The 13,314-nt window shown below is 70.3% G+C and carries 12 protein-coding genes; 5 read left to right on the top strand and 7 right to left on the bottom strand.

Annotated features, from left to right (window positions below; all coding sequences use genetic code 11):
• Positions 1–122 precede the first annotated feature (122 nt).
• The 4 genes from CG723_RS26450 to CG723_RS26435 form a co-directional block, all read right to left on the bottom strand.
• Positions 123–1,259, bottom strand: a complete 1,137-nt coding sequence (locus tag CG723_RS26450) for an ABC transporter substrate-binding protein (RefSeq protein WP_100595976.1) — start codon at positions 1,257–1,259, stop codon at positions 123–125.
• Positions 1,260–1,290: 31 nt separating this feature from the next.
• Positions 1,291–2,154, bottom strand: coding sequence for an ABC transporter permease (locus tag CG723_RS26445; protein ID WP_100595975.1), 864 nt, complete (start codon positions 2,152–2,154; stop codon positions 1,291–1,293).
• Positions 2,151–2,933: an ABC transporter ATP-binding protein gene (locus CG723_RS26440; RefSeq protein ID WP_100595974.1), complete on the bottom strand. Its 783-nt coding sequence runs from the start codon at positions 2,931–2,933 to the stop codon at positions 2,151–2,153. Before CG723_RS26440 ends, CG723_RS26445 begins: the two co-directional genes overlap by 4 nt.
• Positions 2,934–3,118: 185 nt before the next feature.
• On the bottom strand, positions 3,119–3,535 hold the full coding sequence (locus tag CG723_RS26435; protein WP_100595973.1) for a Fur family transcriptional regulator: 417 nt from the start codon (positions 3,533–3,535) through the stop codon (positions 3,119–3,121).
• A gap of 162 nt (positions 3,536–3,697) precedes the next feature.
• On the opposite strand from CG723_RS26435, the gene CG723_RS26430 reads away from it, so the two are divergent.
• Entirely contained in the window at positions 3,698–5,179 is a 1,482-nt protein-coding gene (locus CG723_RS26430) for a catalase (protein ID WP_100596002.1), read from the top strand.
• Positions 5,180–5,261: 82 nt separating this feature from the next.
• Here CG723_RS26430 and CG723_RS26425 read toward each other — a convergent pair whose 3' ends face one another.
• Positions 5,262–5,663 (bottom strand): CBS domain-containing protein, encoded by a 402-nt coding sequence (locus CG723_RS26425; RefSeq protein ID WP_100595972.1) that lies wholly within the window; start codon positions 5,661–5,663, stop codon positions 5,262–5,264.
• 199 nt (positions 5,664–5,862) lie between these two features.
• Positions 5,863–6,657: a histidinol-phosphatase gene (gene hisN / locus CG723_RS26420; protein WP_100595971.1), complete on the bottom strand. Its 795-nt coding sequence runs from the start codon at positions 6,655–6,657 to the stop codon at positions 5,863–5,865.
• Positions 6,658–6,789: 132 nt separating this feature from the next.
• Here hisN and CG723_RS26415 point away from each other — a divergent pair, with 132 nt between their 5' ends.
• On the top strand, positions 6,790–7,392 hold the full coding sequence (locus tag CG723_RS26415; RefSeq protein WP_100595970.1) for a TetR/AcrR family transcriptional regulator: 603 nt from the start codon (positions 6,790–6,792) through the stop codon (positions 7,390–7,392).
• 18 nt (positions 7,393–7,410) lie between these two features.
• Here CG723_RS26415 and CG723_RS26410 read toward each other — a convergent pair whose 3' ends face one another.
• On the bottom strand, positions 7,411–9,096 hold the full coding sequence (locus CG723_RS26410; protein ID WP_100595969.1) for an ABC transporter family substrate-binding protein: 1,686 nt from the start codon (positions 9,094–9,096) through the stop codon (positions 7,411–7,413).
• A 265-nt stretch (positions 9,097–9,361) separates the two neighbouring features.
• Between CG723_RS26410 and CG723_RS26405 the strand changes: the two genes are divergently transcribed.
• The 3 genes from CG723_RS26405 to CG723_RS26395 are packed head-to-tail and all read left to right on the top strand — an operon-like array spanning position 9,362 to position 13,314.
• Positions 9,362–10,345 carry an ABC transporter permease gene (locus CG723_RS26405; protein WP_100595968.1) on the top strand — a complete coding sequence of 328 codons (984 nt, stop codon included), beginning with the start codon at positions 9,362–9,364 and terminating at the stop codon, positions 10,343–10,345.
• Between the two features lie 22 nt (positions 10,346–10,367).
• Positions 10,368–11,294 (top strand): ABC transporter permease, encoded by a 927-nt coding sequence (locus CG723_RS26400; RefSeq protein ID WP_100595967.1) that lies wholly within the window; start codon positions 10,368–10,370, stop codon positions 11,292–11,294.
• A complete protein-coding gene (locus CG723_RS26395; protein ID WP_199841904.1) occupies positions 11,287–13,314 on the top strand; it encodes a dipeptide ABC transporter ATP-binding protein in 2,028 nt (675 codons plus the stop codon). The genes CG723_RS26400 and CG723_RS26395 overlap by 8 nt, the downstream gene beginning before the upstream one ends.

Here is a 13,314-nt window from a genome sequence, read left to right as displayed (position 1 = left end):
GCTCGCTGGGCTCATAACCCAGAGGTCGCAGGTTCAAATCCTGTCCCCGCTACTGAAGGCCTGAGGCCCGGAACCATTGGTTCCGGGCCTCAGCTCTGTTTCCCGGCCGGATCAGCCCGGCGTCACGGCTTGTGGCCCACCGCCTCCCCGTACAGCGCCCGGTCCACGACCTTGTCCTCCGGCAGCGGATCCCCCTTGGAGACGCCCGCCGCGCGGTACGAGGCCTGGAGCCGGTCCGTCGTGCCCGCCCTGATCTCCCAGTCCATGCGCAGCGACGGCGTCGACTCCAGTACGGCCTCGTCGGTCTTCAGGAGCCCGGCGAGGCCGGTGACGAACGCCGGGTCCTTCTTGTAGTCGCCCGCGAAGTACGTGTTCACCGTGCGGATGTACGCGCGCAGGAACGCGACCCCGGCGTCCGGGTCCTCCTTGAGGAGCTTCGGGCCGAACAGGAGACCGCCCAGGGGTTCGCCGAGCGGCTGGCCGCCCAGGAACGCGAACCGCTTGTCGCCGTCGACCTTGCGCCACACCGGGTCGAGCAGCCAGGCCGAGTCGACCCCGCCGTTCTGGAGCGCGGTCAGCACGTCGGCCGAGCCGAGCTGCTGGAACTGGATCTTGTCGAGCCCGCCGCCGTGCTTCTTCAGCGCCTTGTCCATGGGGTACGAGATGACCGAGCCCTTGCCGATCATCGTGCCGAGCCTGCGCCCCGCCATCGGGACGTGGTCCGGGCTCTGCCCCTTCTTCAGCCGCACCCACATACCGCTCTTGGACTTCGGGTCGGGGGAGAAGTTCCCGGCGACCCACTTGATGTCGAAGCCGCCGCTGATGCCGTTCATCACCGCGGCCTCGGGCGCCGCCCACTGCGCGTCGATGTCCCCCTTGGCCAGCAGCGGGAGCGCGTCCGGGGTCGGCAGGACCTTCAGGGTGACGTCGAGGCCCTCCTTCTTGAACTCGCCCTTCTGCACGGCCAGTTCGAGCGGGGCCACGTACTCGGCGCTCAGGGTGCCGGTCGCGACGGTGAGCTTGCGGGTCTTGGCGAGCTTCACCGGTGCCGGGGCGCCCTTGTCGCAGCGGGCGGGTGCGCGGTCGGCTGCCAGATCCGACGGATCGGTCCAGCCGTTCTTCTCGCAGCCCGCCACCGCCTTGACCGTGCGGGGCTTCGCGGCCGTGTCCGACGAGGAGGTGCTGCCGCCGCCGCATCCGGCCGAGGTGAACAGGACGCCGGTCGCGAGCAGGGTCGTACAGACGAGTCTGGTGCGCATGGATTCTCCGTACGGGAAGGGACGGTGGAGGTCAGGACTGGCCGCGGCCGCGGTCGCGCGGCGCCCACGGAGTGAGCAGCCGGCCCGCGATGCGCACCAGTTCGGAGAAGACGACGCCGAGCACGGCGACGCAGACGATGCCGACGAACATCACGTCGTTCTGGAAGAGGGCGCGGGCGTCGAAGATCAGGTGGCCGAGGCCGTTCGTGGCCGCGATCTGCTCGGAGGCGACGATCACGAGGACCGCGACGCCGGCGGCGATGCGGGCGCCGACCAGGACCGCGGGCAGCGACGCCGGAAGCAGGACGTGCCGGAACATCTGCCACGGCGAGGCGCCGAAGACCTGCCCGGCGTCCCGGTGGCCGGAGGGGACGGCGAGCACCGCCGCCATCGTGGAGATCCAGACGAAGAAGAAGACGGTCGTGGCGACCAGCGCGATCTGCGGGCCCTCGCCGAGGCCGAACATGTTCAGGAAGATCGGCAGCAGGGCCAGCTTCGGGACGACGTAGAGCGCGTCCAGCATCGGTTCGAGGGCGGCGCGCACCATGGACAGCGAGCCCATCAGGAGGCCGAGGGCGTATCCGGTGACGGTGCCGATCGCGTATCCGGCGAGTACGCGCTTGAGGGTGGCCCACACGTCCGGCCACAGGTCGCCGTCCGCGGCGCGGTGCCAGCCGTCGACGAGGATCGTGGACGGCGCCGGGTAGACACGGTCGTCGATCCACGCCTGGGTGGCGGCGAGCTGCCACAGCAGGACCAGGACGAGGGGGACGGCGACGGCGAGGGAGAGTTCGAGGGCGCGGCGCCTGCGGTGGGTGCGGGCGGGGTGCAGCTCCTGCGGGCCGGGCCGTCTGACCAGGAGCGTCGTGTCTTCCTTCGGGGCGGTCGTCGTCATGCCGGGACCACCTCGTCGCGGCGGACCTCGCCGCGCAGCAGATCCCACAACTCGCCCTTCAGAGCGGTGAATTCGGGCGTCGAGCGGATGTCGCCGGTGCGCGGCCGGGCGAACGGCGGGCGGCGCTCGGCGATGATGCGGCCCGGCCGTGCCGACATCACGAGGACGCGGTCGCCGAGCACGATCGCCTCTTCCAGGCTGTGAGTGATGAAGAGGGTGGTGGTGCGGGTGGTCTGGGTGAGGTCGAGGAGCTCGTCCTGGAGGATCGTGCGCAGCTGGGCGTCGAGGGCCGCGAACGGCTCGTCCATGAGGAGGATCTCGGGCTCGACGGCGAGCGCGCGGGCGATGGCGACGCGCTGGCGCATACCGCCGGACAGCGCGGCCGGATGGGCGTCGGCGAAGTCGGCGAGGCCCATGCGGGTGAGCCAGTCGGTGGCGCGGGCGTCGGCCTCGCGGCGGGGGACCTTCTGGATGTCGAGGCCGAAGCGGACGTTGGCCAGGACCGTCTTCCAGTCGTAGATCCCGTAGTCCTGGAAGATCATCGCGGCCGGGCGGTCACTGTCCGTGCGGATGGCCAGCTCGCCCGCGGAGGGGCGCAGCAAGCCGGCGGCGATACGCAGGAGAGTGGACTTCCCGCAGCCGGAGGGACCGACTACGCAGGTGAACTCGCCGGGGGCGATGGTGAGGTCGAGGGGGCCGAGGGCCGCCACCGTGCGGTGGCCTCGGCCGAAGGACCGGGTGAGTGTGCGGGCCTGGAGTTTGGGGTGCGGCTCTCCCACGGTTTTCCTCCCGGGTGCGGTGGAGGTGGGCGTCGCCGACGATATGACGGGTCGTCAGATTGGGGAAGGGGGCGGGTTGTCGAGATACGGACCAAAGGGGCGCGCCAGGGGCTCGGTGAAGAGGCGTACGCGAAGAGGGCCCGCACCGTCCTGGTGCGGGCCCTCTTCGGGAAGGGTGGTGTGCGCTACGCCGCCGCGCAGTTCGGGCAGACGCCCCGGTACGTCACCTCGACGTCCGAGACCGTGAAGCCGAAGCGCTCGGAGTCGGGGAGGTCGGTGAGCGGGTTGCCGCTCGGGTGGACGTCCCGGATCGCGCCGCACCGGGCGCAGACCAGGTGCTGGTGCGGGCGGTGCGCGTTCGGGTCGTAGCGCTTGGCGCGTTTGTCCGTGGCGACCTCGATGACCTCACCGAGGGAGACCATCTCGCCGAGCGTGTTGTAGACGGTCGCGCGGGAGATCTCGGGGAGTTTGGCGACGGCGAGCGAATGCACCTCGTCGGCCGTCAGGTGGACATGGTCGCCGTCGAGGACCTCGGCCACGACGCGCCGCTGCGCGGTCATACGCCAGCCGCGTCCGCGCAGTCGTTCCAACAGGTCACTCATGAGGGCCAGCCTAACAGGCGGAGGGACCAGGTCCCGAACGGGTGTGACTTTGGAAGCTCACTTGACTTAGACAATGTCCATTGTAGGATCAAAACTGGCTTTGGCCAAGGGACAGGACTTGCAGCAGATGAGGGCGCGGCAAAAGCCGCTCCAGTGGAGCCGGTGCTTGCACCGGGGCAGGAGGCGCACGTGACGTCGCAGGGACCGCTCACCACGGAGGCCGGCGCGCCGGTCGCCGACAACCAGAACAGCGAGACCGCGGGCGTCGGCGGGCCTGTACTGGTCCAGGACCAGGCGCTGCTCGAGAAGCTCGCGCACTTCAACCGCGAGCGCATCCCGGAGCGCATCGTGCACGCCCGCGGCGCCGGTGCGTACGGCACGTTCACGCTGACCCGGGACGTCTCGCAGTGGACGCGCGCGAAGTTCCTCTCCGAGGTCGGCAAGCAGACCGAGACGTTCCTGCGGTTCTCCACCGTCGCGGGCAGCCTCGGCTCCGCGGACGCCGTGCGTGACCCCCGCGGCTTCGCGCTGAAGTTCTACACCGAGGAGGGGAACTACGACCTCGTCGGCAACAACACCCCGGTGTTCTTCATCAAGGACGCCATCAAGTTCCCCGACTTCATCCACACGCAGAAGCGCGACCCCTACACGGGCTCGCAGGAGGCCGACAACGTGTGGGACTTCTGGGGCCTGAGCCCCGAGTCGACGCACCAGGTCACCTGGCTCTTCGGCGACCGCGGCATCCCGGCGACGCTGCGCCACATGAACGGGTACGGCTCGCACACGTACCAGTGGAACAACGAGGCCGGCGAGGTCTTCTGGGTCAAGTACCACTTCAAGACCGACCAGGGGATCGAGAACCTCACGGCCGACGAGGCCGCGAAGCTCGCCGGCGAGGACCCGGACTCGCACCAGCGCGACCTGCGCGAGGCCATCGAGCGCGGCGAGTTCCCGTCCTGGACCGTGCAGGTGCAGATCATGCCGGCGGCCGACGCGGCGACCTACCGCTTCAACCCGTTCGACCTCACCAAGGTGTGGCCGCACGAGGACTACCCGGCGATCGAGATCGGCAAGCTGGAGCTCAACCGCAACCCGGAGAACATCTTCGCCGAGGTCGAGCAGAGCATCTTCTCGCCGGCGCACTTCGTGCCGGGCATCGGCCCGTCGCCCGACAAGATGCTCCAGGGCCGCCTCTTCGCGTACGGGGACGCGCACCGCTACCGCGTCGGTATCAACGCCGACCACCTTCCGGTGAACCGCCCGCACGCCACCGAGGCGCGCACCAACTCCCGTGACGGCTTCCTGTACGACGGCCGCCACCGGGGCGCGAAGAACTACGAGCCGAACTCCTTCGGCGGCCCGTTCCAGACGGACCGGCCGCTGTGGGTGTCGACACCCGTCACCGGCGGCACCGGCAACCACGAGGCCCCCTCGCACGCCGAGGACAACGACTTCGTGCAGGCGGGCAACCTCTACCGCCTGATGTCCGAGGACGAGAAGGCCCGTCTGATCGAGAACCTCGCGGGCAACATCGCGGGCGTCTCCCGCGACGACATCGCCGAGCGCGCGATCGGCAACTTCCGCCAGGCGGACGGCGACTTCGGCAAGCGCCTCGAGGCCGCGGTCCAGGCCCTTCGCGGCTGACCGAAACGCTTGACGCAGGTAGAGGGCCGGCTCCCATCGGGGGCCGGCCCTCTTGTTCGCGTACAGCGGTGCCGTACGCGGATCAGCTCACCAGCGTCGTCGACGCGCGGCGGGCCGGGGCCCAGCAGCGGATGATGTCGCGGACCGACACGATGCCGACCGGCTCCTGGTCGTCGAGCACGATGAGATGCCGGAAGCCGCCGTGCGACATGGCCTCGGCAGCCTCCTGGAGCGTCCACGCCGGGGCGGCGAAGACGACGTCGGTCGTGGTGTGGGTGCCGGCGATCTCGTGGTCCGGGTTCTGGCCGAGGCCGAGTGAGTTGAGGATGTCGCGCTCGGTCAGAATGCCGATCCCGCAGGTGTCGGGGTCGAGGACGACCGCCGCGCCGACGCGGCGCTCGGACATCAGCCGGGCCGACCTGCGCAGTGTGTGGGCGGGGCCGATGGTGAGGACCATCGTGCTCATGGCGTCGCGGACGAGCATGGGCGTGAGCCACCTCCTTGGTGAATCCGCGACCTCCGGGATGCCGAAGGATTGCCTCCGGTCCCGACCTGGAGAACGGATTCACAAGTTCACAAGTGGGGGGACTCTCAGAGTCGCAGCCGTTCGGGCCGTCAACAAGGGGGCGCGGAAGGTTCGTTGCGCCGCTACGGAGCTTCCGCGCGCCGTAGCGGCGCGACGCTCACGTCTGCAGGTAGCTCAGCAGCTCGCCGTGGAGCAGGCCGTTCGACGCCGCCGCGTTGCCGCTGTGCGGGCCGTGGCGCCCGTCGAGGCCGGTGAAGACGCCGCCCGCCTCCGTCACGATGATCGCGTTCGCCGCCATGTCCCACAGGGAGAGCTCGGGCTCCGCCGCCATGTCGACAGCGCCCTCGGCGACCATCATGTACGGCCAGAAGTCGCCGTATCCGCGCGTGCGCCACACCGCGCGCGTGAGGTCGAGGAAGCCGTCGAGCCGGCCCTGCTCCTCCCAGCCGCTCAGCGAGGAGTACGCGAAGGAGGCGTCCGCGAGGCGCCCGACCTTGGAGACGTGCAGGCGCGAGGCCGACGTCAGGCTGCGGCCCGTGTAGGCGCCCGCGCCCTTCGCCGCCCACCAGCGGCGGCCGAGAGCCGGTGCGGAGACGACGCCGACCACCGGCTGGTAGCCGCCCTCGCCCGCCTCCATCAGCGAGATGAGCGTCGCCCAGACCGGCACGCCGCGTACGTAGTTCTTGGTGCCGTCGATCGGGTCGATGACCCAGCGGCGCGGGCCCGTCCCCTCGATCCCGTACTCCTCGCCGAGGATCGCGTCCCGCGGCCGTGCCCGCTTCAGCTGACCGCGGATGAGTTCCTCCGCGGCCTTGTCGGCCTCGCTCACCGGCGTCATGTCCGGCTTGGTCTCGACCTTCAGGTCGAGGGCCTTGAACCGGTCCATGGTCGCGGCGTCGGCGGCGTCCGCGAGGACGTGGGCGAGACGCAGATCATCGTGATAGTCGGGCATGGATGAACAGTATCGATCGAGGTCGGTCCGGGGCCACAGGGCGCCGGGCCCGGCGGTCCGCGAGGGCTATTGACAGGGCACGCGGGCGCGTCAACTCTGGCGACTGAGCCGCTACGGCGTGGGGAGGCGACGATGCCCACAGCGCGGGAGTCCTTGCTGGACGCGGCCGGTACGGCGCTGGCCGGGCGCCCCTGGCCCCTGGTGCGGATGATCGACGTGGCGGCCGTCGCCGGGGTGTCCCGGCAGACCCTCTACAACGAGTTCGGCAGCAAGGACGGGCTCGCGCGCGCCCTGGTCCGACGCGAGGCCGACGCCTATCTGGCGGGCGTCGACCGGGCCCTGAAGGAGGCCGGGATCGAGGCCGTCGCCGAGTGGACCGTCACCGCGGCCGGCTCCAGCGCGCTCGTACGGGCCGTGCTCACCGGCTGCTGGGGCGAGCGGCTGCCGGCCCCGGCGCTCGCCGGGGTGCCCTCGTCGTCCACCGTGCCCGCGCAGCGCCGGGCCGACGGGCCGCTCCCCGGTCCCGGCGACGTGGTGAAGCTGGTCCGCGAACGGGCCGCGGCCGCGCTCCGTTCGGCGGGGCGGCCGTGGGCGGAGGCGGACCAGCTGGCCCGCGACTGCGAGCTGGCCGTCCGGCTCGCCCTGTCCTGTCTGCTCGCCCCGCCGGGCGACGGTGGGGTGGGGCGCCTCCTGAGGGAGGCGCTGTCGTACCGGCGCCGGGACGCCACCACCTGAAGTGACGTACCCGGTGGGCTACTTGAGCCAGCCGATCTTCGTGTAGTCGCTGCTGGCGAGGCCCTCGGCACCGAAGTTCGCGAGGCTCGAGCGGACCGCGACGATCTGCGGCCGCTGGTACAGCTCGATGGAGTGGCCGAGCTTCCACAGCTCCTTGTCGGCCTCGTTGTAGAGCTTGTTCGCCTCGGTGGTGTCCGTGGTCTGCTGGGCCTTCTTCAGCAGCGCGTCGATCTTCGGGGAGCCGATGGAGCCGTAGTTCTGGAAGAGGTTCCCGCCCTGCGGCTGCACGAAGGTGGGGATGACGATGTTCTTGAAGACGGCGTCCACGTTGCGGAAGCTCGTCAGGTCGAAGTTGCCGGTGTTCACGAACTTCGTGAAGTAGTCGTTGGCCGGGACCTTCTTCAGCGTGACCTTGATGCCGACGGCCGCCAGCTGCTGCTGCACCAGCTCAGCCTGGTCGACCTGGGCCGACGAACTGCCCGCGCTCAGCGTGTACTCGAGCGTGAGGTCCTTGCCGCCCTTGGTGCGCGTCTTGCCCTCACCGGCCGACTTCCAGCCGGCCTCGTCGAGCAGCTTGTCCGCCCTCTCGGGGTCGTACTTCCCGTACTCGCCCGAGTTGTTCTGGTAGCCCTCCTGGTTGGGCATGAACAAGTGGTTGTCGAGCGGCTTCAGTTCGAAGGAGAGGTCCTTGCTGAAGGCGGCGTTGATGCCCTTGCGGTCGATCGCGTTGCCGAGCGCCTGGCGCACGCGGACGTCCTTCAGCGGGCCGTGCGCGCCGTTGAGCGCGATGTGCACCTCGTCCCAGCGCGCGCCGCGCCGGATGTCCGTGCCGGCCGACTTCACGAGGCGCTTGTAGTCCTCGGGCAGCAGCGCGGTGGCGGAGTCGATCTCCTTGTTGAGATACGCCTCGGTGGTCGCGGTGAAGTCGACGATCCGATAGACGACGGAGTCCAGCTTGGGCTTGGGACCCCACCAGGCCGGGTCCGGCACGATGGTGATCGTCTGGGCTGTCCTGTCGATGTTCTTGATCTTGAAGGCGTTCGCGGTGACCGGGAGCTTCTGCGTCCAGCCCTTGTTGAACTTCTCCGGGGTGTCGATGTACGCCGCCGGGTACACCGGATCGAAGAGGTTCTGCCACTCGGCGTACGGCTTGTCGAAGGTGATCCGGACGCCGTGCGCGTCCTTGCCCTGCTCGACCTTGGATATCTGCTCGTAGCCGTCGGTGACGGCCGCCTCGTAGTCCTTGTCCGTGTTGTTGAGTGCCTTCCACTGAGCGGCGAAGTCCTTCCAGCTCAGCGGCTTTCCGTCGGACCACTTGGCCTTCGGGTTCAGTTCGTACTCCACGACCTGCGGGTCGGTGGAGACGACCTTCGCCGAGACCAGGAAGTTCGGGTTGACGTGCTGGGCGCCCTTGGCGTCGTTGTCGAACAGGTCGGGCAGCAGCGCCGCGTCCACCTCCGTGGCGTCACCTTGGTAGCCGTCGGGGGTGTTCCAGTTGAAGTTGGCGGGCCATGTCGACAGGCCCATCTTCAGCGTCCCGCCCTGCCGGAGATCGCTCACCGGATGCGCGTTGATGTCCTGGCCGTCCACCGCCGGCGCGGCCTCTTTCCGTACCGGCTTGCCGTCGTCGGACGACCCGCAGCCCGCCAGCACCAGGGTGGCCGACAGGGCTGCGGCGACGGCGGTGACGGTGGATCTGCGCATGGGTCTTCCTCCGGTCCGGGCTGCGGCGGCGGAGCGGCCGCATGTCAGCCGAGACCGTAGACCCGCGGGAGTCGACGGCGGAAGAGTGCGGCGACCTTGACATGCGCTCTTCACAAAGCAGCAACAACCCGCGATCATGCTGGAGTTGAAAGCTGATGACCCCTGCGTCGATGACAGCCGATGAGGGGATCCGGGCAGGGTCCCCGGGCGTCATCAGGTGTGTTTCAGCGAGAGTTCGGCGCAATCCGCAGTGAGGGCAGGAACGGTGTCGGCATATCTGGCCAAGCGGCTCGGCTACTACGTGGTCCTGCTGCTCGTCGCCGTCTGCCTCTCCTACCTGATCGCCTCGCTCGCGCTCGACCCGCGCGCGTACTACGAGGGCCGCCAGCCGCCCCTGTCACCCTCGGCGGTCGACCACCACCTCACCGCGATGGGCGTCAACGACCACAAGCCGCTCGCCGAACGGTTCCTGGCCTGGGCCGGGCACGCCGTGCGCGGCGATCTCGGGCAGACCATCGACGGGTCCTCCGTCGCCGCCGAGTTCGGCCGGCGGATCGGGGTGAGCCTGCGCCTGCTGCTGCTCGGCACGATCGCCGGCACGGTGGTCGGGGTGATCGCCGGGGCGTGGACGGCGGTGCGCCAGTACCGGCTGTCCGACCGGGCACTGACCCTCGCGTCGTTCGCGCTGCTCTCGACCCCGGTCTTCCTGCTGGCCGTACTGCTCAAGATCGGCGCCATCTGGTTCAACCAGCGGACCGGAACCGAGCTCATCCAGTTCACGGGCGAGAAGAGCCCGGGTGTCGACTCCGGCTTCTGGGCCGTCCTGAAGGACCGCTCGGTGCACCTGCTGCTGCCGACGATCTCCATCGCCCTCGGCGCCGTCGCCGGGTACAGCCGCTACCAGCGCTCCGCCATGCTCGACGTGCTCGGCGCCGACTATCTGCGCACGGCCCAGGCGAAGGGGCTGACCCGGCGCACGGTGCTGCTGCGGCACGGACTGCGTACGGCCCTCATCCCCATGTCCACGTTCTTCAGCTACGGCTTCCTCGCTCTGTTCACGGGCGCCACCTTCACCGAGACGATCTTCGGCTGGCACGGCATGGGCGAGTGGTTCGTCTCCTCCATCGGCAAGAACGACGTCAACTCCGTCGTCGCCGTCAATGTGTTCGCCGCCGTGGTCGTGCTGCTGTCCGGCTTCCTCGCCGACGCCCTGCACGCCGCACTCGACCCGCGCGTCCGGCGCGCCTGACGCCCGAGGACGTCCCCTGCCAATGACCACCACCGCCAACGCCGTGCTCGACCCGCTGCTCCCGGCCGTACGCCCCCGGGGCCGGGCCGGTGTCGTCGCACGCCGCTTCCTGAGCCACCGCGGCGCCCTCGCCGGGGCGACGGTCCTGCTGCTCCTCGTCGCCCTCGCCGTGCTCGGCCCGTACCTCGCCGGGTGGACGTACAGCAAGGTCGACTACACGGCGCTGCGCGAGGGCCCGTCGGCCGACCACTGGTGGGGCACCAACCGCATCGGTCAGGACGTCTTCGCGCAGACCGTGCGCGGGCTCCAGAAGTCCCTGGTGATCGGGGTTCTGGTGGCTCTGTTCTCGACCGGGCTCGCGGCGCTGGTCGGCGCGTGCGCCGGGCACTTCGGCGGCTGGGCGGACCGGGGGCTCATGTTCGTCGTCGACCTGCTCCTCGTCTTCCCCTCGTTCCTCATCATCGCGATCGTCTCGCCGCGGCTGAGAGGTGGCGGCTGGTTCGCGTTCGTGGGACTGCTGGCCGTCTTCGGCTGGATGATCACCGCGCGGGTGGTGCGCTCGATGACCGTGTCCCTCAAGGAACGCGAATTCGTGCGCGCCGCCCGCTACATGGGCGTCGGACCCTTCCGGATCATCTGGCGGCACGTCCTGCCCAACGTGGCCTCCTTCCTGATCATCGACGCCACGATCGCGGTCGGCGGCGCGGTGATGAGCGAGACGGCGCTGTCGTACTTCGGGTTCGGCGTGCAGGCGCCCGACGTCTCGTTGGGAACCCTGATCGCCTCGTCGACGGGCGCGGCCATCACCTACCCCTGGATGTTCTTCTTCCCCGCCGGGCTCCTCATCGTCTTCGTGCTCGCGGTGAACCTGGTGGGGGACGGGCTGCGCGACGCGTTCGATCCGACGAGCGCGGCCGACACGAGGAAGGGGGCGCGCCGTGCTGCTTGAGGTGTCCGGGCTCCAGGTCGACTTCGACGGGAAGCCCGCAGTACGCGGCGTGGACCTGGCGCTGGAGCGGGGAGAGGTCCTCGGCCTGGTGGGCGAGTCGGGGTCGGGCAAGTCCGCGACCGCGCTGGCCCTCCTCGGCCTGCTGCCCGCCGGCGCCGCCGTCCGCGGATCGGTGCGGCTCGACGGGCAGGAGCTGGTCGGCGCGTCCGACCGGGATCTCTCGCGGGTGCGCGGCAGCCGGATCGGGATGGTGTTCCAGGATCCCCTGTCGGCCTTCACGCCCGTGTACCGGATCGGGGACCAGATAGCCGAGGCCGTGCGTGCCCACCAGAAAGTGTCCGGGCAAGCGGCGCGGGCACGCGCCGTCGAGCTGCTCGACCTCGTAGGGATCCCGGAACCGGCCGCGCGCGCCGACGCCTTCCCGCACGAGTTCTCCGGGGGTATGCGCCAGCGGGCCATGATCGCGATGGCCATGGCCAACGACCCCGACGTCATCGTGGCCGACGAGCCGACGACGGCGCTCGACGTGACGATCCAGGCCCAGGTGCTCGACGTACTGCGGACGGCTCAGCGGGAGACGGGTGCGGCCGTCGTGCTGGTCAGCCATGACCTGGGGGTCATCGCGGGGATGGCCGACCGGGTGACGGTGATGTACGCCGGCCGTGTGGTCGAGAGCGGGCCCGTGGACGACGTGTTCCGGGAGGCCCGGATGCCCTACACGCTGGGACTGATGGGGGCGGTGCCGCGGCTCGACGGGGCGGCGGACGTGCTGGTACCCGTGCCGGGGGCTCCGCCGGGGGCCGGGGAGTTGGGCGGGAGGTGCGCGTTCGCGCCCAGGTGCCCCTTGGCGGTGGAGGCGTGTCTGAGCGAGGTGCCTCCGTTGCGGGACGCTGCGGGTTCGGCGACACCTCACCTTGCCGCCTGTGTGCGCGCCGACGAGGTTCGTGGACTCGCCCCGCAGGACGTCTTCCCCGTGCCCGGGATCCCCGATCGCGGTGAACGCCCCCCGGCGGAGCCCGTGTTGAAGGTGCGTGGGCTTGCCAGGACGTTTCCCGTGTTCAAGGGGGGTGCCTTCAGGCGGCGGGTCGGGAGCGTCTACGCCGTCGACGGGGTGGACCTCGACATCCGCGGCGGAGAGACCCTCGCGCTCGTCGGCGAGTCCGGGTCGGGGAAGTCCACCACCCTCTTCGAACTCCTCGAACTGGCACGGCCCGAGGCCGGGGACGTCGAGCTGTTCGGGCAGTCCGTGGGCGGGCTGGGGAAGGCGGGGCGGGCGGCGCTGCGGCGGCGCGTGCAGATCGTGTTCCAGGACCCGATGGCCTCCCTGGATCCCCGGATGCCGGTCGGCGACATCATCACCGAGCCGCTGCGCGCCCAGGGCGCGGACCGGGCGGCGATCGCGCGCCGGATCCCGGTACTCCTGGAACAGGTCGGCCTCGACCCCGCCGACGCGGAGCGCTTTCCGCACGAGTTCTCCGGCGGCCAGCGGCAGCGCGTCGGGATCGCGCGGGCCCTGTCCGTCGAGCCGGAGCTGCTCGTCCTGGACGAACCCGTCTCCGCTCTCGACGTCTCCGTACAGGCGGGCGTCCTCAACCTGCTCCAGCGGCTCAAGGCGGAACTCGGCCTCGCCTACCTCTTCGTCTCGCACGACCTGTCCGTCGTACGGCACATCGCGGACCGTGTGAGCGTCGTGTACCTGGGGCGGACCGTCGAGTCCGGGCCCGTGGCCGACGTCTTCGGGGGGCCTCTGCACCCCTACACCCAGGCACTGTTGTCCGCGGTGCCGCTGCCCGACCCCGAGCGGGAGCGGGTACGGCAGCGGGACCGGATCCTGCTCGCCGGGGATCCGCCGAGCCCGACGCGGCGCTACGAAGGATGCCGTTTCCGGGCGCGCTGCCCCGTCTACGCGGACCTGCCCGGGGCCGACAGGGAACGCTGCGAGCGCGAGGTGCCCGCGAGCCCGGTGGCCGGGAAGCAGAGCGCTGCCTGCCACTTCCCGCGCGTACGGGACGTCGTGTGA

It is taken from the genome of Streptomyces sp. CB01635, assembly GCF_002803065.1.
Lineage (GTDB): Bacteria > Actinomycetota > Actinomycetes > Streptomycetales > Streptomycetaceae > Streptomyces.
Note: the sequence above shows the minus strand (reverse complement) of the source record. Positions and strands in the feature narration are given on the sequence as shown.